The organism is Gracilibacillus timonensis, assembly GCF_900086715.1.
GTDB classification, from domain to species: Bacteria; Bacillota; Bacilli; order Bacillales; family Amphibacillaceae; genus Gracilibacillus; species Gracilibacillus timonensis.
Map to the genome: position 1 here is coordinate 154,545 of NZ_FLKH01000012.1, position 21,009 is coordinate 175,553.

The following is a 21,009-nucleotide window of genomic DNA, read 5'->3' on the forward strand; positions in this document are numbered from 1 at the left end:
TTCATATGAGTAATAAGAAAAAGATTAGAATAGGGATGGTAGGTTATCAGTTTATGGGAAAGGCGCATAGTCATGCGTACCGTGATCTTCCTTTTTATTTTGATAATCCATTACAACCTGAATTAAAAGCGATTTCAGGAAGAAATGAGACAGCCGTGAAGGAAGCAATGGAGAACATGGGATGGGAATCGTATGAAACGGATTGGCGCAAACTTATTGCCCGGGACGATATTGATGTCATCGATATTGTGACGCCTAACCATACGCATGCCGAGATCGCCATTGCAGCCGCAGAAGCCGGCAAGCATATTATTACAGAGAAACCACTTGCCTTAACCGTCGAAGAAGCAGAGCGCATGGTGGATGCCGTCGAGCGTAACAAGGTGAAGCATATGGTATGTCATAATTATCGTTTTGTTCCGGCCGTCCAATATATCAAACAACTCATTACAGAAGGCAGGCTTGGCCATATCTATCATTACCGAGCCAACTACCTGCAAGATTTTATCATGGATCCTAATTTTCCGCTCGCTTGGCGATTGAAAAAAGAAATATCTGGTTCTGGTGCCTTAGGGGATATCGGTGCTCATAGTATTGATTTGGCACGATTCCTAGTAGGAGAATTTCAAGAAGTATCGGCAATGATGGAAACGTTCATTAAAGAACGCCCGATAGGCGGGGATACAGCAGGAGGCTTAAGCGCGGCAGCTAGTACAGAAGCACAAGAAATGGGTGAGGTGACTGTGGACGACGCTGTTGCTTTTCTTGCTCGTATGGAAAATGGAATATTTGGTGTTTTTGAAGCGACGCGGTTTGCTGGGGGAAATCGTAATAAAAATAAATTAGAAATAAATGGGGAAAAGGGCTCGGTTCGTTGGGACATGGAAAATATGAATAAGCTGGAGGTTTATTTGGCAGATGACGAAGCGGGTTTACAAGGCTTCCGTGTGATCAATTGTACCGAAGAAGTCCATCCATATGCCGGGGCTTATTGGCCAGCGGGTCATATCATTGGGTATGAGCATACTTTTATCAATCTGATGGATGCCTTCTTTAGAGGATTGGCAGCAGATCAACAAGCATATCCAGACTTTATCGATGGATTGCAAAACCAAAAGGTACTAGACGCAATTGAGCGTTCCGCAACAGAAAAACGTTGGATCTCATTATAGGTACAAGTAAGTCGATTATTTCGATAAGCTTGATGAATTTTGTCGGGCGCGCTCCGAAACAGGATGCCCTGTTTTGTAATGATTCATAGGTCAAAATAATTACGTGAATTACTAATGAAGCAAACCCTGTCTACTAAAAATATTCGGAATTTTTCCAAAAGTAGCTTACTAATGTTGGGAGCATTATGTTATAATGAAAAAGTCGAATAGAGTATAAAAAGATAGGATGTTGATGAATAGTGGAAACGAGATCGAGACAAAGAAAGGGAAAAAAATCAAAAAAATGGTGGATACTAACGCCACTTATTATTATTTTTGCATTGATTTTAGCGGTAGGCATATATGCCTGGTCGATTCTTAGTAATGTACAAGATACGTTTGATTCAAAGATGCACGATCCGTTGGAAACCATTGATATGGAAAGGTCAATGGAAAAAGCAGAAAGCGGAGAACCTCTTAACATTTTATTATTAGGAGTAGATCAGGAAGATAATGATATTGGTAGATCTGATGCGATGATGGTGCTCTCTTTAAAACCAGAAAGTGATTCTATGGAATTAATTAGTATTCCACGTGATACAAGGACTGTCCTTCCTGGTAGGGGGGAAGATAAAATTAACCATGCTTACGCTTTTGGTGGTGCCGATATGGCCGTTCAAACGGTGGAAGACTTCATCGGTATTGAGCTTGACTATTTTGTGCGCGTGAATATGGGTGGTTTAAAAGAGTTAGTAGATGAGCTAGGTACCATTACGGTTGATAATGAAATCGCATGGGATGATGGTACTTATCAATTTACCGAAGGACCAACGGAAATGGACGGTGCCAAGACCTTGGCTTTCGTACGGATGAGGAAACAGGATCCGGAAGGTGATTTTGGTCGAACAGAACGGCAGCGTAAGGTTATTCAAGGTATTATCGACGAGGGTGCTAACGTTGCCAATGTCACAAAGGTCAATGAATTAATTGATATCATGGGCAATAACATGGCTACCAGCCTGACATACGATGATATGAAAGCCTTATTGAGTGGATATCGCGGTACTAGAAATAATCCGACCAGCTATTTAATGCAAGGTTCTGGTACAACCATTGATGGTATCTATTATTATATTGTTCCAGAAGAGGAAGTCACTAAAGTACGAGAGATGATCAACAGCTAGGGCCGATAAACGGCTCTAGCTTTTTATTTTAAAAGGATGTGAAGAAAAAGGAAAGTTGAGCTTGCTTAGACTAGGTATCGTAACAAATCTACCTTTTAGCTGGATATACACGAATCATTTGAATGAGTAAGATGTATAACAAAAGCAAACCACCTATAAACGCTAGATTTGGCAACCATACTGCCAGTCCTTTATAGAAGACCAATGGCCATAGCAAGGCAAAACCCGTCATCTTCCATAATTGTTGATAAGCAAGGCGACGATGTAAGTAAAGCCTGCACAACCAGCCGCCTAGTGCTAATATAGAAACACTTACAATCACAAGAAACATGATAGAAAAGGGATAAAATACAATAATTTGCAGTAAATATTGACTATAAGATGCTTGTGAAACGCCTGCTTCAAATCGAAGGATGAGCGAAATAACGTTTGGTAAAAAAGCAATAAAAAACAATAAGAATAGATAGACAAGGGTGTCTCTCATACTAACGCGGTTCAAAGCAAAAAGCGCCTTTTTCTTTGGCAGTGCCGCACTTTTCCCTAGGATATTAAATAGTTTCATAGGAACCTCCGACAATCGCTTAATCGATTATTTTTCGATAGGCCCTATCATAATAAATCAACGGCTTACCATCTCTCAAGTCAATTTCATCTACTTCTGCGATTAATAACATGTGATCGCCAGCTTCTACACTGTTAATAACTGTGCAAGCCAGGGTTGTTAGCGCATTGTTTATCACAGAGACTCCGTCTAGTGTTGTAAAATCCTCAAACGGTTCATCTACCTGTTTGGCAAAGATCATCGAAACATCTTCTTGTTCTTCTCGTAAAATACTTACTCCAAAACGCTGCAGCTCATCTGCATGTTTATACATTTTTGTTTTTTGATCGAGTGAAATGGTAATTAATTGTGGATCCAGGGATACGGACATAAATGCATTAACCGTCATTCCATGTATGTGCCCATTAATTTGACCGGTAACCACCGTAACCCCAGTGGAAAACTTGCCCATAGCCTGGCGAAATTCTTGTGAACTCATCAGCTGAATGCCTCCTTTATATATTCTCTGTATCTTATCATCATAACATAATCCATTATAATAATAATCTGATTGGCTCAGAAATAAGGAAATGATATTCAGGAATAAAAAGCTGGGCAAAATCCTGTCTTGTCCTTTATTACGAATCAAATGTAGTCTAGTCAGAGGCATTGCTTTGGGGAGCTAAGCATGGTTTTCTTTTTCTTTGAAAAAAAACACTTATTACAGTGTTAACCGTCCGAGAAAAAACACATATGGCAGCCTCGTTTATAGAAGGTTTTTTACGAAGGAATTTCACAAGCCACTTCATTATTAGCCGTAATAATTGTAAAAGCAGGCATGTGTTATTCTGCCTGCTCAACATACGGAAGTTATTCTTCTTCATACTCATAGGCAACTTCATCGTCTTTTTCATCATAATTAACAATCAAGTTATAGCCTTTGAAATACCATTCGTCTGTCTCATCAATAAAAAAGGTGATTCCGCCCTTTTCTTTTTGTGTAATGATTCCTTTTAGCGGTTCATTAAGGGAAAAGGCTAACGAAAACCCTTCATGTATAGGGCTGTTTCCTCCATACTTCGCTTGAAATTTCACCGTGTTACCTTCACTTACTTCCACTTCGTCTTTAAACCATTCTAGTGCCTTATCCGAAATCTTTATTTCCAATCATAGCAACTCCCTTCTAGTATAAAAAATAGTTCAAAAAAAGCTTGATAAAAGGATCGGATTTTTATCGATTATGGGCGATTTTTAGTAGAAATCCAGCTGCATTCTTTTTCAGCCACTTTTTGAACATCCTCTTAAATCTATTCCCATATAAGGAAGGTGTTACACCTATTATACGGGATTAGTATGTGAATAGATAGCATTATTTCCTGGGAAATTGTCGATATACCTTCGTAAATAGGAAGGATTACTTGAATCGCTGATGAATAAGTTTTACTTTAGGGTATTTTTTGTTACACTGTATTATAGTAAAATGAGTCTTATCAGGATGTTTTGCGACTATGACGCAGAATAAAATGGACGCTTAACAACATGATATTGTGCGTAGGTAAATAATAATAACTGAAGGTGGTGTAATAGTGGCAGTTAAATATACGAATTTTCGTGGGGATGTATACTATCTGCATGTACGACAAACCAAAAAGGGAAATCCAAGCTATTACTTTAAGAAAGAAGACGATAATACCGATGTACCCAGTATCCCAGAAGGATATGAAATTTATGAGCACCCCAATGGCCGTGTGTTTTTAACCAAAAAAACCAAGAAACAAATTACTAATGAAGAGATCAATTTAGTACAAGAGTGTATGGAACAACATAGTCCGATTAGGGATTTTAAATTAGATGTCAAAAAGAATACGATTTTTGTATATACCTATGAAAATCCCGTCCCATTCAATGAAAATCCTTTGATTGTGGAGGCATTGTCGGATCCCAAGTATAAAACCTACTTCACTGAGCTTTGCTTCACATTGATAGATAAGGAAAACAGAGCTTTTAAGGTGGAGCAAAGAAAATATACAGGTGGTAAAGAGAATGAATGGTTAACGCTAGATGAATCAGATGATTTAGCAGCCTTAGTAGAGCAATATGTACAACATTTAGGACAAGAAAGCTTCTATGAATTGCGTTAACACCTGAAATACAGCTATTATCGCCATTTTTTAATCACCATTATAGCCCCATCATGTTTAACTATCATTCTATGGATAGTTAATGGAACATGGTGGGGGCGCTTTTCTGTTTGAAACAGGTGAGCAAGACTTGTACTAAATGTAGTATAGTTTTACGTTAATATCTTGATTATGATTACCGAATTCCCGCCCAAAGAGGGTGAGGCCACCTACATGCTCGGCCTCTTGCTTTACTTCCATGCGAATCTTCCATAAGTCAATGGTTGTATCTAAATCGTCAATGGTTACATCAGATAGAGGATCGCCATCTATATAGGTGCCATGAGATGTGATCCTTATCGTCTTTAATAATCCATATTGATTCACATTTTCCGGCCACCAGTCGGGGGTGTATAAGCCGCGTGTATCGGCAAAATCTCCAGGGCTTTGCCAAGTGCCCAGCTCTTGGTCATTCAAACTAAACGTAATATCAGACGGCCACACATCATGAGAAAAAGGGAATTCTGATCCTATTTCAAAACTGATTTCCAACTGTTGTAATTGATCATTTTCCTGTAAATAGTTTGGTGTTTTATACTCGATAAAACCTTCCGTAAACCAGAGGATTCCTGCCTCCATTCGTTTAGGGTCCATAAAATACTTGGTTTGATCTACTTCGCCAATAAAATCCTTACTGGTGGCCAGACCGCATGTTGGTTTTACCAAGTAATCCGTATAATGACCGACCGGGATAGAGGTTTCATATGTAGCAAACGAATGATAAATTTTCTTTGGGAAGTTAACTTCAATATGATCTACTTTTAATATAGAAATACGTTGTAAACCTGATTTACCGGGGATCTTTTCGGTTCGAATAATCCCTGCCTCTTCTAATTTTTCTACGTGTTTTTTAACGATTGGACTGCTTAGCCCTAAAGCCGCGGATAATTCTTTAATATTCATTTTGTTGGTAGAGAGTAATTGGATGATATCCAGTCTTACTTGGCTTGCCAAAGCGGCATAAACTGGTAATGAGTCTTGATCTATTTTCAATTGCATAAAACGTATCAGCTACTTTCTTTATATGATTTCTCAAGTTTAAAAAGGTTGTTCAAAAAGTCCAACAAAAATGACGCATCGAATTTCTGCTAAGTCCGCCCGCATCCTGGTGGGTAACATAGAAGTCAACACTTCCTGTGCAAGCGCAGGCGTTGCGAATGTTACCTGTGTACCTATTATCGGCCTTTTTGAATACGCACTTAAAAAACTCGTTTAATGTTTATTATACCGAAGTTTGCGCTAGGATTCAGCATTTGTGGAATTTTTTTATTAAATAAATTCGACTGAGTCAGGTCCAACAAGGGTATACCAATGGTAGTTAGAATTGTTCAACCAGGGAGGAAAGTCTGTGAAAACCTATCAATACACCAAACAAGAAGTACTTAACGAATGGAAGGCAGATGAGAAAAATGGATTAACAGAGGCCGAAGCGAAGAAACGATTAGAGCAAGAAGGTTATAATGAAATTGCCGATCGTGAGAGTGTTCCGACATGGAAGTTATTTTTAGAGACATTCAAAGATGCGATGGTTATCGTTCTCTTAGTGGCTGCAATTGTTCAAATCTTGCTAGGAGAAATGATTGAATCGATCATTATCTTTATCGTTATTTTGTTAAATTCGGTAATCAGCGTTGTTCAGACGAAAAAAGCAGAAAGCTCACTAGAGGCATTGCGGGATATGTCTGCGCCAGAGGCAAAGGTGATTCGAGATGGAACAAGTGCGGTTGTGATGGCTCGGGAATTGGTGCCAGGCGATATTGTTACCTTAGAGGCGGGAGATTACATACCGGCTGATGGGCGGTTATTGGAAGCAGAATCTTTGAAAGTAAATGAAGGAATGTTAACGGGAGAATCAAATGCCGTAGAGAAAATCACCGAACCGCTAGAAGAAGAAATGTCTATTGGAGATCAAGTCAATATGGTTTTCTCCAGTTCGCTAGTAGTGAATGGGCGAGCGAGCTTTGTCGTTACCGGAACTGGTGAGAAAGCAGAAATAGGCAAGATTGCGGAAATGATTGAAACGGCAGAAGCCAAACAGACACCTTTACAACGAAAATTGGATAATTTCAGTAAAAAACTAGGATTCGCCATTCTTGCGATTTGTATTCTTATTTTTGCTATACAAGTGGGGCGTATCTGGTTTAGCGATGCTGACGTGGACATGACTACAGCGGTGTTAGAGGCTTTGATGTTTTCAGTAGCTATTGCGGTAGCCGCGATTCCTGAGGCATTACAATCGATTGTGACCATTGTCTTATCCGTTGGTACGAACAAAATGGCCAAACAGCATGCGATTATCAGACGACTTCCAGCCGTGGAGACATTAGGTTCCACAAGTGTGATCTGTACCGATAAGACTGGAACATTAACCAAGAATGAAATGACAGTAACGCAAGCCTATCTTCCATTAATAGAGAGTCCATGGCAAGACAAGCAGTGGAGTCAAGCAGAACAGTTGCTGCTTTTTTCGGCTGCATTGTGTAATGATTCGTATATCAATGAAGAGTCTAATGAAATTGGTGATCCTACAGAGATTGCTTTGATTCGTTTAGGGGAAAAATATAATCAATCGTATCAAACATTACGTGAACGTTATCCACGTGAAGCAGAGTTACCGTTTGATTCCGATCGTAAAATGATGTCGACTGTACATACGATAGAAGGAAAACGTCTTATGCTGGTTAAGGGCGGACCGGATGTGATGCTGGAGCGTACTGATTCTGTTCTCGAAAATGGGAAAGTGACGGCGATGACGGCAGAACGACAGCAGCAATTGATCCAACAAAACGAAGCGTATTCGAACCAAGCACTTCGTGTACTCGCTTTTGCTTATAAGGAAATACCAAAAGGAAAAGAAATTTCTTTGGCAGACGAACAAGGATTAACGTTTCTAGGTTTTACAGCGATGATTGATCCACCTCGCGATGCTGTTTATGGGGCAATTGAGGAAGCTAAGAAGGCGGGTGTTAAGCCTGTGATGATTACCGGGGACCATAAGACAACCGCAGAGACGATTGGTCGTGATATCGGATTGATGAGAGAGGGCGATATGGCACTAACCGGTAAAGAGCTTGATCAGTTGTCCGAACAGGAATTGGATCAAAAGCTAGAATATATCTCGGTTTATGCCAGGGTTTCACCAGAAAATAAAATTCGTATTGTGAAGGCATGGCAACGCAAGAATCAAATCACGGCGATGACCGGAGACGGTGTCAACGATGCACCTGCCCTTAAACAAGCCGATATTGGTATTGGAATGGGAAGTGGTACGGATGTAGCGAAAGACGCTGCTGCCATGGTCTTAACGGATGATAATTTTGTTTCTATTGTCAAGGCGGTTAGTGTAGGGCGTACGGTATTTGATAATATCAAAAAATCGATTGCGTATCTATTTGCTGGGAATCTAGGGGCAATTATAGCGATTGTGTTTGCCGTTCTGATGAACTGGGCCAATCCTTTTACCGCTCTGCAGCTCTTGTTTATTAATCTGGTCAATGATTCCCTGCCTGCGATAGCATTGGGAATGGAAAAATCAGAACCAAATGTTATGAAACGAAAGCCACGTAAAATCGATGAAGGCATCTTTGCCGGTGGAACACTGCAATCGGTTATCCTGCGTGGGGTGCTAATTGCTGCAGCTGTTATTACGGCTCATTATATTGGACTTCAGCATTCAGATGAAATGGGCGTGGCGATGGCCTTTAGTGTGCTAATCTTATCGCGAACGCTGCAGACTTTCCCAGCAAGATCCAACGTACAGACGGCTATTGGCGCTGGCTTTTTCCAAAATAAATATGTCTTAGGTGCCGTTATCGTAGGATTCTTATTATATGCACTGACGATGATGCCATTTGCCCGGGGAGTATTTCAGATTCCAGATACATTCGGTTGGGCAGAAGGCTTGCTTGCCTTTGGACTAGCGCTTGGCAGTATGGTTTTAATGGAAGTGTTCAAGCTGATTCGAGTAAAAAGCAAATCCTAAGATGTAATGCATGTAGTTGACATAATCTGAGATTGTCCGGAAAAAGGTTGAAACCGTCCGGAAAACGAACGAAACTGTCAAGAAAAAAGCTGAAAAAGATGTCAGTAAAGAGAACAAACCGTCCGGAAGACGAGGTTTTACGCTCAAATGGATTGCTACAGGAATAGCAGCCGCTGAAAAAATAGGATTTTCTTTCATTTCTGACAGAGAAAATAGTATAATGGGGGATAAGTAGAGAAAGGGGTAGTCATCATGATGAACGCACTGGTTTTACAATCTGATTTTGGCCTGGAAGATGGCGCAGTAAGTGCAATGAAAGGTGTTGCACACAACGTTAGCAAACTGATTTCTATATATGACAACACCCATGATATCCCGCCATTTGATATTTGGGCTGGGTCTTACCGCTTATTACAGACGATAGGTTATTGGCCAGAGAGCACCGTTTTTGTATCTGTCGTTGATCCTGGGGTTGGATCAGAAAGAAAAAGCGTTGTCGCTCAAACCAATAATAATCAATATATCGTAACGCCAGATAATGGCACCTTAACCCATGTCCATCAAAAAGTAGGTATTAAACAGATGCGGGAAATTGATGAAAACCTAAATAGGCTGCCCAAGTCCGGTGCGTCTCATACCTTTCATGGTCGCGATATATATGCCTATACAGGGGCTCGCTTGGCTGCTGGTGTCATCAGCTTTCAAGAAGTAGGCAGAGAATTAGATTTGGCTGATATAGAGCAATTAACTTTTTATGAACCGGAAAAAACGGACAACATGATTAGAGGAACCATTGATATTCTCGATGTGCGCTTTGGTAACCTGTGGACCAATATCAGCAGGGAGCTCTTTCTGTCATTAGGTATTCATTATGGAGATGCGATTGAAATCGAAATTGTCAATGATATCAGGAGGATGTACCGGAACAGTATGACGTTCGGCCGTTCTTTTGCAGCAATTCAGCTCGGGGAGCCCGTGCTGTATGTCAATTCATTAGATAACATGGCAGTAGCCATTAATCAAGGCTCTTTTGCCAGGGCCCATAATATTGGAACAGGATCCAACTGGCATATTTATATCAAGCGGATAGATTAAGTTAAGGAGTTATTGCATGAGTAGTTGGTGGAAAGAATTTAATAGTCTGTTTAAGCGATTCGTACTCATCGCCAATGTGTTACCTGTCTTCTTTGGTTTCATGATAGCTAGCAGATATTACGGGATTGCTTTTTCAGATTATTGGTTGGAATTTGTATTATTAACGGTTGGAAGCTTCTTGTTGATTGCTGGTGCACTGACGTTAAACAATTGGCTGGAAGCAGACGTAGATAAATTAATGGAGCGGACAAAAAATCGTCCTACTGTTACAGGCACACTATCTTTACGAACGATTTTAGCGATTGGTATCTTACTGAGTGTAGCTGGTCAGATCCTGTTGTTTTTGATTAATTTGGAAGTAGCCTTCTATGGTTTTATTGGCTGGTATACGTATATTGTGGTCTATACGATTTGGACCAAAAGAAGAGTCACGTGGAATACGCAAATTGGCAGTGTGTCAGGAGCGGTTACTCCACTGATGGGTTGGGCCGTAATTGATACGGCATGGCACCCTATTCCACTTGCTTTATTTATAATAATGTTTCTTTGGCAAATGCCACATACGTACGCGATTGCCATTCGTAAGTTTGATGATTATGCCCGTGCTGGCTTGCAGATGCTTCCCGTAGTAAAGGGATATGAAGTGACCATCCGGCGTAATTTTGTCTATATTGCCTTGTTGCTGGCGGTGCCATTCTTCGTACCCGGCTTTTCACCCTTTTTTTATATAGGGATTACCGTGTTAAACCTGGTTTGGCTAAGTATTGCTTTCTATGGTTGGAAGGCAGATTCGCTGCTTAAGTGGGCTAATCTGTTGTTTGCCAGTTCCTTGGCATATTTGATGACAGTGTTTGTGCTATTTCTAGTCTGGGTGCCTCAGAACTAAACAAAACGGGATCAGCTCTATCAGGCCGGTCCCGTTTTGATAATGATTAATCATTATGATAATCTCGTGAGATAGAAACAATTTCGCCCGTGTAGGCGTCGATATCTAAATCAATCTCTGCTTCACTTGTGGTCACTTCTATTTCATAATATTGACGGCCATCATCTTCGTCAAAATCTAAGTCAGTAATCTCGCCATCATACTCTTCTAATGCAATATTAGATGCTTCATCGGCTGAAAGTAGAGCTTCATTACCTTGTTGCGTCTGATCATGGCGATCTTCTGATTTTGTGATAATTTCTCCGCTGTATGCGTCAATCTCTAATTCGATTTCTGCTTCATCCGTGAGCATTTCTATGTCGTAATATTGACGACCATCATCACCATCAAAATCTAAGTCAATAACCTCACCATCATATTCCTCTTGAGCAATGGCAGTGACTTCCTCTGTAGAAAGGCGTTCGTTGTTGCTGTTCTCTTGTTGAGTGTTATTTCCATCATTATTTCCTTCTGTTTCTTGATTGTTGCTGTTGTCCGCCTGCTGTACCATATCTTCATCTAACTCTAAGATATCACCTGTTTCTGCATCGATGGTTAGATCATATAGACGATCATCACCCTGAATCTTGATTTCATAAACTTGTTTGTTATCTTCTCTGTCCTGTTTTAATTCAACAATTTCTCCTGAGTATTGGTTGGTAGCTATTTCGGTTGCTTCTTCCTCTGTCATCATCGCACTGGCTGGACTGCTGTTAAATTGCCAAATCGCAAAGGCAGCACCAATGATAATGAGACTCCCTACAATGATTAAGAACTTCTTGTGTTGTAATAATTTTTGTTTCATGTTATCTCCTCCATATCTTTTGTTAATTCTACTATACCCCAGCAAAATGAAGGAGCGCTGAGAGAAAAATGAGAAAATGATGAGAGTCTACTGAGCATTTTCTCAAGACTAGGTCCGTCATTGGTGGTTCAAATGCATTGAACCCATCATAGATCTGAAACTATCTTGGCAAATGAATCGTAAAGGTAGAACCTTCATTGATCGCTGAATCAATCGTTATCGTTCCGCCATGTCCGTGTACGATTTGATAACATATCGCTAGCCCCAAACCAGTTCCGCCGGCTTTACGACTTCTAGCTTTATCCACACGGTAAAAACGTTCAAAAATGTGTTCCTTATCTTGTTCAGATAATCCTTCTCCACAATCGGTAATAGAAATAGTTAGCGTTGTCTCCGTACTGTCCGTTTCTACAAGCACTTTGTCATCACTATACTTACAGGCATTATCGATTAAAATATAGATCGCTTGATGAATTTTATGTTTATCACCGGAATAGCGGAGATCAGCCTCTGTCTTGTTTCGATAATGAATCTCCCTCTGATAGGTGGTGGAAAGGGAGCGGATCGACTCACGTATCAGCTGACTTAGATCTATTTCTTCAAATAATAAGTCTGCTTGATTTTGATTTTTGGCAAGAGTCAACATCTGTTCTGTCAGGTGTTTCATACGTTCCGATTCAGATAAAATGGTTTCCGTTGCTTCCTCTAATAATTCTGGACGATCTTTTGCCCGTCGTTGTAATAATTCAGCATAACTCGTAATAACGGATAGAGGAGTACGCAATTCATGGGAAGCGTCCGACACAAAACGTTCTTGCTTGCCAATATTTTCTTCTACTCGATCAATCATGGCATTGTAGGCTTTCTGCATCTCGGTGATTTCATCTTGAGTTTTTCCTTTAAGCCTTAGCTTTTCCCATTTGCCGTTCTTCGGATTGTCCTTCATTTCATTGGTTAGTAATCGAATCGGCTTGGTCATAAAACCAGCAAGTAAATAGGCTACCAAAAGTGTTGGTATCAATAGAACCCCAGTCGTTGCCAAAAGGACGATTTGTAGTGTTTGTAAGGTGTCTGCCGTTTCATATAATGCCTCACTTACTTGCAAGGTTACAATCGATCCATCTTCCCAAATTAACGGTTTAGACACCTGCATATAAAGTAGTCCATCTTCCCTTTGATGCAGGTTTTGTGTTTCCGTCGTCGTGTATTCATAAGGCCACTCCGTAAATGAACTATCTGTGGAGACATCATAAATAGGGTCAGAGGCCTCTTCAGAGATAATCCGAATCATCCCATTGGCTGGTAAAAAGGCCTTGAGCAATTCATTGATATCAACGTTGTCTGTGGTATTTTCAGCAAATACACTCATAATATTAGCAGTTTCTTGCTGTAGCCGATTCATTTCATTATTATGTGCTTGATTTTCGTACATGAGGTAAATCGCGCTATTGATAAGTAAAACAACTACCAGGATAAAACCGGTTAATATAAGCTGAAATTTCGTCCGCAGTTTCATGAAATGCCGTCCTTAATCGTGTAGCCAACGCCACGTACTGTCTGAATCGTTTCCGTGCTAAAAGGTTTATCAATTTTATTACGCAGATAGCGAATGTAGACGTCTACCACATTGGTATCTCCAGCGTACTCGAATCCCCATACCTGATCAAGCAGTTGATCACGGTTAAACACCTGGTTTTTGTTTTTTAACAGGAAAACAAGCAAATTATATTCTCTTGGTGTCAGCTCAATTGCAGTGTCCTCTCGATAAATATCCCGAGACGATAAGTTGACAGATAACCCCTGATGACTAAGCTGTTCAACGGAATTATTTGCGGGAACGGTTTGTCGCAATTGCGCTCGAATCCTAGCAAGTAATTCTTCTGTCTGAAATGGTTTGGTCAGATAATCATTAGCCCCTAAATCTAACCCAGATACCTTATCGTGTACCTCATCTCGTGCCGTTAATAGAATAATGGGGGTGGCTTGATTTTGCTTACGATAACGTCGCAGCAATTCCATTCCGCTCATACCTGGAAGCATAATGTCTAAAAGAATCAAATCAAAATTTTCCGATTGCAACAGCTGGAATGCCTGCTGTCCATCTAAAGCAATAGAGGTTTGATAATCCTCATAACCTAACTCCAATTCAAGTACGCGTGCTAGTTTTTCTTCATCTTCTACGATTAGTATATGCGTCATCGGACAGCCTCCTTTTCTCTAATATAGCATATCCTGTTAATAAAAGAAAAAGCCCTGTAATTATGAATACAGAGGCTTTGTCGAAGAACGATATTTAATTTCATAAGGTACGATAATCCGTTTAGCAGGTTCTTCCTTGTTTTTGGTTTGCTCAATTAAGCAGCGTGCCGATTGAAACCCGAGTTGATAAATATTAATATCTACTGTGGTGAGCGGGGGATGAGTAATCTCCGATAAATAAAGGTTATTAAAGGAAGTTAAGGAGACATCCTCCGGGCATTGCAGTCCAATTTCCTTGATGGCGTGGATAACCCCAAGTGTCATAAGATCATCTGATACGACCAATCCGGTAGGAGGGTGGTCTAAGGCAAAGAGCTTCTCAACAGCTTCGGTCCCTCCAGATTTAAGAAATTCGGTATGAACGATATAATCATCGGATAAAGGTAGATTATTTTCCCGAATGGCAGAGCGAAAGCCATTCAGTCGTTCTTGGGTAACGGTTAGTTCCAGAGATCCTCCAATAAAACCAAGGTGTTGATGTCCCATGTCAATCAAATGCTTAGCTAATTCCTGACTTGCTTTGAAGTTGTTATTATCGACATAAGTGATTTCGCTTTCATCTTTAGAGGGCTTGCCGACAATGACAAAAGGGAAGTTCTCCTCCATAAGAAATTGCTGGACAGGGTCGTTATTGCGTGAATAAAGTAAAATAAGTCCATCCACCCGATGTCCATTCACCATTCGCTGCACTTCTTCGAAGGTAGTCTCATCATTTTCGCCAGTAGAAACATATAAAGAATATTCCAATTCATGGGCAAATGCCCCGATCCCGCGTAATACTTCGGGAAAAAAAGGGTTCTGCAATGCTTTATCGGCAGAAGAGGGCATAATCACACCGATCGCCTGGGAAGATCGTACTGCCAGGTTTCGCGCATTGATATTGGGATGATAGCCAAGTTCCTTCATGGCTTTACGTACACGTTTTTTTGTATTCAAACTAATTCTGGAACTATCTGCAATTACTCTTGAAACAGTAGACGGGGCAACCCCAGCCTTTTTTGCGACATCTTTAATCGTTGCGGCCATTATTTCTCATCCTTTGGTTGTTATAGTGCTTCGTTCTCATACGTGTCTTCGTTTTGTAATATAGTTGTTATGGCTTTATTATAGGACATATACAGAGAAATGAAAACTTTAAATCAAAAAAAGCAAGAATAATGCTAATCATATAGCATATTCTCGCTTTTTAGTGGTGTGCAACGTTAACCTTTGGTAGATCCTGCTGTTAACCCACCTATTAGGTAACGCTGTAGCATTAAGAATACCAAAGCGATCGGTAATGCAATTAGAATAGAACCTGCAGCAAATCGTGTGAAATTGGTAGAGAATTGATCACTAATAAAGTTATATAACCCTAATGCTAAGGTATAATTCTCTGGACTGGTTAACACGATTTGAGGTAGTAAGAAGTCCATAAATGGTGCCATAAAATTAAATAAAGCAACTACCGCTAAAATTGGTTTAGCTAATGGTAACATAATTGTCCAAAAAATTCGTAAGTGACCCGCTCCATCAATCTTAGCTGCTTCATCTAATTCTCTTGGAATCGTATCATAGTAACCTTTGACAAGCCATGCGTTGAAAGGGATTTGCCCGCCTAAATAGATGAGTAGCAGTCCCCAAATCGAATCTACCAAACCAATCGTTGTTAATAGAATATAGATTGCAACCATCCCCATTAGTGCAGGAAACATTTGCAATAATAAGAATAAATACAAACCATACTTTCGACCGACAAATTTATAGCGAGAAAAAGCATAAGCAATGAGTGATGTAATAATCACGGATCCTAAAGCATTAAGTATCGCAATAATAACACTATTTTTATACCAAAGAAGATAATCACTGTTTGGATCTGTAAATAACCAATTATAATGTTCAAAAGTTGGATTATCTGGAACCAATTGTGTTACTAGCATGTTTGTACCTGGGTTTAAGCTCATCATAAATGTCCAGACTAATGGATAACCAATAATGACAAACATAAATAGAATGAATAGATAAATGAACGTTACTTCAATTTTGGATTTTGTTTTTGTTTTCATAGCCATTAGTAACGTCCCTCCTCTTTAAATGAAGCGGTTTTCCGGAATTGGAAAAAGGCAAAACCCATGACGATGAGTCCCATGATAATGGTGATAGCTGCCGCCATATTATATTGGTTTGATTCAAAAGTTAGCTTATAAACCCAAGAGATGAGTATATCCGTTCCACCAGCATTTTGTCCTCTTACTGGAGGGTTTCCTTCATTAAATAAGTAAATGATATTAAAATTATTGAAATTCTGCGCGTATTGCATAATAAGAAGCGGAGCAGTTGCAAACAAAATATGAGGCAGTGTTATATTTGTGAATTTCTGCCACCGTGTCCCACCGTCTACATCTGCAGCTTCGTACATATCGGCAGGAACACTTTGCAATACACCAGTAAATAAAGCAAATACAAATGGAAAACCAAGCCATGTTTGAATCATAATGAGTGCTACTTTCGCCCAGAATGGATCTGATAGCCAGGGAATAGCCATATCAAAAACGCTTAACAAATCCCGATTAATGGCACCAAATGTTGGGTTAAACAATGCTGAGAAAATCAAAATAGACACAAATGCTGGCACTGCCCAAGGCAAAATAAGCACTGTACGAATTGTTCGCTTGAACTTGATGCGTTTATCGTTTATCAATAAAGCTAAGAATAAACCTAAAGCAATTTGCAGCGTCGTTGCTACAACTGTCCAAACAATTGTCCAGGTAAATACATTAAAGAATGTATCTTTCCATATATCAATATTTACTAAATCTACAAAATTTTGAAATCCAATCCAATTCAATAAATTTCTTGGTGGAGCATTGTACTGATTGTAATCTGTAAAGGCAAGTCCCACCATGAAAACAAGTGGTAATACCACAATAAACAACAACATTAATAACCCTGGTAAAATCATAAAATAAGGAAAGCCGTTGTTATAAAAATCTCTAACGCCTTGTAATAATGTTGGATTTTTCTTTCCTTTTTCGATGGCTATTGCATCTTTTCGAGCATCTATTAAATTATAGGCATAGATTGCAATACCAAATACCAAAACAATCAGTGCTATTAACCCTTGTATAAGTAATTGAACCGAATGATGCTCACGAGGAATCGTTCCTAATGTAAAGATACCCCACAAGCCTATATCGATAAAATTCCAAAAAACAAGCAAAAATGAAATGGCAATAGCAAATAACAGAATTCCTTTTACGAAACGCTTATTATATATTTGACCAAGTCCAGGAATGATCGATAATATCGTTGCAATCGCTCTGCGTGAAGTCTTAGTATTTTGATTTGTTTGTTGACTTGCCACGATATGCTCCCCCTTGCTTTTGTATATTATAGAAAGGGAAGCGATTGATTGCTCCCCTTATTTAAATTATTATTGAGTAGCTCCAGAGGCCTCGATGTTATCTTCAATCGTTTGTACTGCTTCCTCTAATACTTCTTGGACTGGTTCTCCTTTGGAAATGAAATTCAATCCATTATTGATCGGATCCCAAATCTGTTGTACTGCAGGAACACCTGGCATAGGCTCTCCATAAGTGGCTTGTTCAGCAAAGGCAGAGTAGATAGGGTCTTCGGCAATTACTGGATCATCAATGGAGTCTACTCTTGCTGGCATTTCTCCTGCAACATCAAAGTAGAGCATGGCATTCTCTTGATTGGTTAAGTAAGCCATAAAGTCCTCAGCCCATTCAGGGTTTTCAGAATAATAGGAAAGTAACCAAGCTTTCACACCAACAAAAGATCTAGGGTTTTCTCCATTATCAAGTAATGGAAGAACGGTAGCTTGTAAATCATCCCCTAATGAATCTTGATATTCACGAATCATCCAAGGGCCATTAATAACAGTAGCTACTTTGCCTTCTCTAAAGAATCCATTCATGATATCTGGGTTTAGGTCTTGCGGAATATAACCATTTTCAAACCAAGTTTGAATAAGTTCTCCACCAGCCACTGCACCTTCATTTGCTAAGCCGATATCTTCAATATCATAATCACCATTTTCTTCTGCGAATACATAAGCCCCATTACCAGAAAAGAATGGATAGGTAAAGTAGAAGTTAGCTGCTTCCATTAGGAAACCGTATTCATCGTTTGACGCATCAGTTTGCTCTTCAGCAATAGCCATAAGATCATCCATTGTTTCAGGTGCTTCATCCACTAAGGCATTATTATAGAATAACGCATAAGTTTCTGTTACAGCAGGGTATCCCCAATACTCGTCCTCGGCAGTAATTGCACTCAAAGCTGCCTCTGTATAGTCAGACTCTAACTCTCCAAGGTTTACTGGATCAATTAAACCACGTAATACAAGGTCACCTATTCGGTCGTGTGGTTGAAAAATGATATCTGGACCATTACCGGCAGGACCTTCCACATCTAATTTTTCTACTTGTTCTAACATATCGATTGGAATCGTCTCAATTTCAATTCCTGTTTCTTCCGTATATGCTTCGGCAATTTCATTAACTGCTTCTTCTTGCTTTTCTTCTGGATTTATCCAAACTGTTAATTGGTCAGGCTTCTCAGGCATTTCATCTGTTGAACCTTCTTCCGCCTCTCCTGAAGTTGTTTCTTCTGGTTGTGCGTCATCAGGTCCACAAGCTACTAATAGACCAATCATACATAAAAAAATAAACCAACTTCCTAACTGCTTTTTCATTGAATACTCCCCCTTGATTTGTGATTAAAAATTATTGCGAAAACGATTGCGCAACTTTCAAAATAAATTATACACACGAAATTACCTTTTGACAAGAGATTTTTAAAAAGAAAAAAATCTTTATATTTAAAAGATAGTATCGCTTTCAAAATAGAATTCGATTTGTTATAATTTTTTGAAATATGTAAATTGGTAAAGAATAATTATGGGTCATTAGTGCAAACGATTGTTAATATTAAAGGAGTGTAAAAATGGATATTTCATCAATAATTCATCGAACAACAAATGAATTCGTGTATGGTTACGGAAAGAAAAAATTGCATATACGTCTGAAAAGTAAAAAAGGAGATCTGCAAAATGTACAGTTAATCTATGGAGATCCTTATAATATAGAAAAAGGGGAGTGGCGCTGCGCTCAAAAAACAATGAACCTCAGTGGCAGCTGTGCATTATATGATTATTGGCATATAGAAGTAGAACCAATTTATCGTCGACTTCGATATGGGTTTGTCTGTACAGATCTGAAAGGCAACAAAAAAATCATTACCGAACGAGGTTTCTATGACACCATTCCTGCAGATATTGGCAACTTCTTCTGCTTTCCTTATTTACATGAGGTTGATGTCTTTCAGGCGCCGGATTGGGTCAAGGATACGGTTTGGTATCAAATTTTCCCAGAACGCTTTGCCAATGGTGATGCTTCGTTAAATCCAGAAGGGACATTACCATGGGGAAGTGAAGAACCATCTCCCACTAATTTTTTTGGCGGAGATTTCCAAGGAGTGATCGACCACTTAGATTATTTGGATGAATTGGGTATTAACGGATTGTATTTTACTCCTATTTTCAAGGCATACTCCAATCACAAATATGATACGATCGATTATTTCGAAATCGATCCACAGTTTGGTGATAAGAAAACCTTTCGTAAATTAGTGAAAGAGTGCCATAAACGAGGGATCAAAGTGATGCTTGATGCTGTATTTAATCATAGCGGCTTTTATTTTGAGCCATTCCAAGATGTCTTAAAAAATCAAGAAGAATCGAAATACAAGGATTGGTTCTTTATTTGGGATTTTCCGGTGAAGACAAAGGGACTGCCGAATTATGATACATTCAGTTTTGTAGCAAGCATGCCAAAATTAAACACAACTAATCCAGAAGTCAAGCAGTACTTACTGGAAGTTGCGAAATATTGGATTGAAGAATTTGATATTGATGGTTGGCGTTTGGATGTCGCGAATGAGGTGGATCATGTTTTCTGGCGTGACTTCCGACAAGTTGTTAAGAAGGCCAAGCCGGATGCCTATATTCTCGGAGAAATTTGGCACGATTCACTAAAATGGCTGCAAGGGGATCAATTTGATGCGGTTATGAATTATCCGTTTACGAATGGGGCAGTGGAGTTTTTCGCCAAACAAAACATGGATAGTCCGACATTTTTGGACACGATCACGAAGGTATTACATATGTATCCGCAGAACGTCAATGAAGTCACTTTCAATTTGTTAGACAGTCATGATACACCACGTATTCTGACAGAAGCGGATGGGGAAAAAGCACGGATTAAGCTATTATATTTATTCCAAATGTCCTTTATCGGTTCACCATGTATATACTATGGAGACGAGATAAGTATGGATGGAGGTGATGATCCAGGTTGTCGAAAATGCATGGTGTGGCAGGAAAACAAACAGGATCAAGAAATGTTTGCCTTTGTCAAACGATTGATAAACCTAAGAAAAAAACTTCCTGCTTTCGGTAATGAAGCCGAATTTCGCTTTTTAGGATATCAAGGTGGTGCGATTGTTTACGAGAAACAAACAAAGCATGAACAGCTTGTGTTTGTGCTGAATAATAGTGAAAATTTTCAGGTTATGGAGGTACCTTCCTTATCGCATCAAGACGTAACAGAAATATTTAGCAATGATACGATAACCTTTCATAAAGAGACACAACTTGAATTAGAGGGTTATGGTTTTCGGTGTTTTCGGGTGAGATAATTGACTTCATAAAAAACTTGGAAATTATGTATGTCCAAGTTTTTTATGAATGATTTCATTCGAAGTTCAGAAGTGGGAATAGTCAATGCTTATTCAATCTTAATAACGTAATCATGAAAATAATGGTTGCGCTTGCAATGTGAATAGTATATACTCCTAAGAAAACGATTGCACTTATTTTAGAG

The 21,009-nt window shown here is 39.4% G+C and carries 18 protein-coding genes; 7 read left to right on the forward strand and 11 right to left on the reverse strand.

The annotated features are described in order from the left end of the window. The first annotated feature begins 5 nt into the window (after positions 1-5). A complete protein-coding gene (locus BN6556_RS11870) occupies positions 6-1,172 on the forward strand; it encodes a Gfo/Idh/MocA family protein (RefSeq protein WP_066191669.1) in 1,167 nt (388 codons plus the stop codon). Positions 1,173-1,411: 239 nt separating this feature from the next. Then, positions 1,412-2,335, forward strand: coding sequence for an LCP family glycopolymer transferase (locus tag BN6556_RS11875; RefSeq protein ID WP_066191672.1), 924 nt, complete (start codon positions 1,412-1,414; stop codon positions 2,333-2,335). A gap of 88 nt (positions 2,336-2,423) precedes the next feature. Here BN6556_RS11875 and BN6556_RS11880 read toward each other — a convergent pair whose 3' ends face one another. The 3 genes from BN6556_RS11880 to BN6556_RS11890 form a co-directional block, all read right to left on the reverse strand. Beyond that, positions 2,424-2,897 (reverse strand): hypothetical protein, encoded by a 474-nt coding sequence (locus BN6556_RS11880; protein ID WP_066191675.1) that lies wholly within the window; start codon positions 2,895-2,897, stop codon positions 2,424-2,426. Between the two features lie 19 nt (positions 2,898-2,916). Next, complete coding sequence (locus BN6556_RS11885; protein WP_066191678.1) at positions 2,917-3,375, reverse strand: flavin reductase family protein; 459 nt, start codon at positions 3,373-3,375, stop codon at positions 2,917-2,919. A 371-nt stretch (positions 3,376-3,746) separates the two neighbouring features. Continuing rightward, entirely contained in the window at positions 3,747-4,043 is a 297-nt protein-coding gene (locus tag BN6556_RS11890) for a HesB/YadR/YfhF family protein (protein ID WP_066191682.1), read from the reverse strand. A 419-nt stretch (positions 4,044-4,462) separates the two neighbouring features. On the opposite strand from BN6556_RS11890, the gene BN6556_RS11895 reads away from it, so the two are divergent. Next, on the forward strand, positions 4,463-5,017 hold the full coding sequence (locus BN6556_RS11895; protein WP_066191685.1) for a hypothetical protein: 555 nt from the start codon (positions 4,463-4,465) through the stop codon (positions 5,015-5,017). 135 nt (positions 5,018-5,152) lie between these two features. On the opposite strand, the gene BN6556_RS11900 is transcribed toward BN6556_RS11895, so the two are convergent. After that, positions 5,153-6,055, reverse strand: coding sequence for an ArsR/SmtB family transcription factor (locus tag BN6556_RS11900; RefSeq protein ID WP_066191689.1), 903 nt, complete (start codon positions 6,053-6,055; stop codon positions 5,153-5,155). A 349-nt stretch (positions 6,056-6,404) separates the two neighbouring features. Here BN6556_RS11900 and BN6556_RS11905 point away from each other — a divergent pair, with 349 nt between their 5' ends. The 3 genes from BN6556_RS11905 to cyoE all read left to right on the forward strand — a co-directional run bounded on the left by BN6556_RS11905 (position 6,405) and on the right by cyoE (position 11,019). Continuing rightward, a complete protein-coding gene (locus BN6556_RS11905; RefSeq protein ID WP_066191691.1) occupies positions 6,405-9,038 on the forward strand; it encodes a cation-translocating P-type ATPase in 2,634 nt (877 codons plus the stop codon). Positions 9,039-9,290: 252 nt separating this feature from the next. Beyond that, positions 9,291-10,133, forward strand: coding sequence for an SAM hydrolase/SAM-dependent halogenase family protein (locus tag BN6556_RS11910; protein WP_066191693.1), 843 nt, complete (start codon positions 9,291-9,293; stop codon positions 10,131-10,133). Positions 10,134-10,149: 16 nt separating this feature from the next. Continuing rightward, positions 10,150-11,019 carry a heme o synthase gene (gene cyoE / locus BN6556_RS11915; RefSeq protein ID WP_066191696.1) on the forward strand — a complete coding sequence of 290 codons (870 nt, stop codon included), beginning with the start codon at positions 10,150-10,152 and terminating at the stop codon, positions 11,017-11,019. 46 nt (positions 11,020-11,065) lie between these two features. Here cyoE and BN6556_RS11920 read toward each other — a convergent pair whose 3' ends face one another. The 7 genes from BN6556_RS11920 to BN6556_RS11950 all read right to left on the reverse strand — a co-directional run bounded on the left by BN6556_RS11920 (position 11,066) and on the right by BN6556_RS11950 (position 18,821). Continuing rightward, positions 11,066-11,863 (reverse strand): PepSY domain-containing protein, encoded by a 798-nt coding sequence (locus tag BN6556_RS11920; protein WP_066191698.1) that lies wholly within the window; start codon positions 11,861-11,863, stop codon positions 11,066-11,068. Between the two features lie 160 nt (positions 11,864-12,023). Then, positions 12,024-13,379 carry a sensor histidine kinase gene (locus tag BN6556_RS11925; protein ID WP_066191700.1) on the reverse strand — a complete coding sequence of 452 codons (1,356 nt, stop codon included), beginning with the start codon at positions 13,377-13,379 and terminating at the stop codon, positions 12,024-12,026. After that, positions 13,376-14,062: a response regulator transcription factor gene (locus tag BN6556_RS11930; protein ID WP_066191704.1), complete on the reverse strand. Its 687-nt coding sequence runs from the start codon at positions 14,060-14,062 to the stop codon at positions 13,376-13,378. The genes BN6556_RS11925 and BN6556_RS11930 overlap by 4 nt, the downstream gene beginning before the upstream one ends. Before the next feature lie 60 nt (positions 14,063-14,122). Next, a complete protein-coding gene (locus tag BN6556_RS11935) occupies positions 14,123-15,148 on the reverse strand; it encodes a LacI family DNA-binding transcriptional regulator (RefSeq protein ID WP_066191707.1) in 1,026 nt (341 codons plus the stop codon). A gap of 176 nt (positions 15,149-15,324) precedes the next feature. After that, the gene (locus tag BN6556_RS11940) at positions 15,325-16,167 is read right to left on the reverse strand and encodes a sugar ABC transporter permease (protein WP_066196306.1); all 843 of its coding nucleotides are present in this window, start codon (positions 16,165-16,167) and stop codon (positions 15,325-15,327) included. A gap of 5 nt (positions 16,168-16,172) precedes the next feature. Beyond that, a complete protein-coding gene (locus tag BN6556_RS11945; RefSeq protein WP_066191709.1) occupies positions 16,173-17,465 on the reverse strand; it encodes a sugar ABC transporter permease in 1,293 nt (430 codons plus the stop codon). A 69-nt stretch (positions 17,466-17,534) separates the two neighbouring features. After that, entirely contained in the window at positions 17,535-18,821 is a 1,287-nt protein-coding gene (locus BN6556_RS11950; RefSeq protein WP_066191711.1) for a sugar ABC transporter substrate-binding protein, read from the reverse strand. Positions 18,822-19,072: 251 nt separating this feature from the next. Here BN6556_RS11950 and BN6556_RS11955 point away from each other — a divergent pair, with 251 nt between their 5' ends. Beyond that, on the forward strand, positions 19,073-20,824 hold the full coding sequence (locus BN6556_RS11955) for a glycoside hydrolase family 13 protein (RefSeq protein ID WP_066191713.1): 1,752 nt from the start codon (positions 19,073-19,075) through the stop codon (positions 20,822-20,824). The last annotated feature ends 185 nt before the right edge of the window (positions 20,825-21,009 follow it).

Coding starts and splice junctions, on each gene's coding strand:
- BN6556_RS11885 (WP_066191678.1), bottom strand. CDS start 3,375: ATGAGTTCACAAGAATTTCGCCAGGCTATGGGCAAGTTTTCCACTGGG.
- BN6556_RS11955 (WP_066191713.1), top strand. CDS start 19,073: ATGGATATTTCATCAATAATTCATCGAACAACAAATGAATTCGTGTAT.
- BN6556_RS11950 (WP_066191711.1), bottom strand. CDS start 18,821: ATGAAAAAGCAGTTAGGAAGTTGGTTTATTTTTTTATGTATGATTGGT.
- BN6556_RS11920 (WP_066191698.1), bottom strand. CDS start 11,863: ATGAAACAAAAATTATTACAACACAAGAAGTTCTTAATCATTGTAGGG.
- BN6556_RS11880 (WP_066191675.1), bottom strand. CDS start 2,897: ATGAAACTATTTAATATCCTAGGGAAAAGTGCGGCACTGCCAAAGAAA.
- BN6556_RS11930 (WP_066191704.1), bottom strand. CDS start 14,062: ATGACGCATATACTAATCGTAGAAGATGAAGAAAAACTAGCACGCGTA.
- BN6556_RS11935 (WP_066191707.1), bottom strand. CDS start 15,148: ATGGCCGCAACGATTAAAGATGTCGCAAAAAAGGCTGGGGTTGCCCCG.
- BN6556_RS11910 (WP_066191693.1), top strand. CDS start 9,291: ATGATGAACGCACTGGTTTTACAATCTGATTTTGGCCTGGAAGATGGC.
- BN6556_RS11900 (WP_066191689.1), bottom strand. CDS start 6,055: ATGCAATTGAAAATAGATCAAGACTCATTACCAGTTTATGCCGCTTTG.
- cyoE (WP_066191696.1), top strand. CDS start 10,150: ATGAGTAGTTGGTGGAAAGAATTTAATAGTCTGTTTAAGCGATTCGTA.
- BN6556_RS11925 (WP_066191700.1), bottom strand. CDS start 13,379: ATGAAACTGCGGACGAAATTTCAGCTTATATTAACCGGTTTTATCCTG.
- BN6556_RS11870 (WP_066191669.1), top strand. CDS start 6: ATGAGTAATAAGAAAAAGATTAGAATAGGGATGGTAGGTTATCAGTTT.
- BN6556_RS11940 (WP_066196306.1), bottom strand. CDS start 16,167: ATGAAAACAAAAACAAAATCCAAAATTGAAGTAACGTTCATTTATCTA.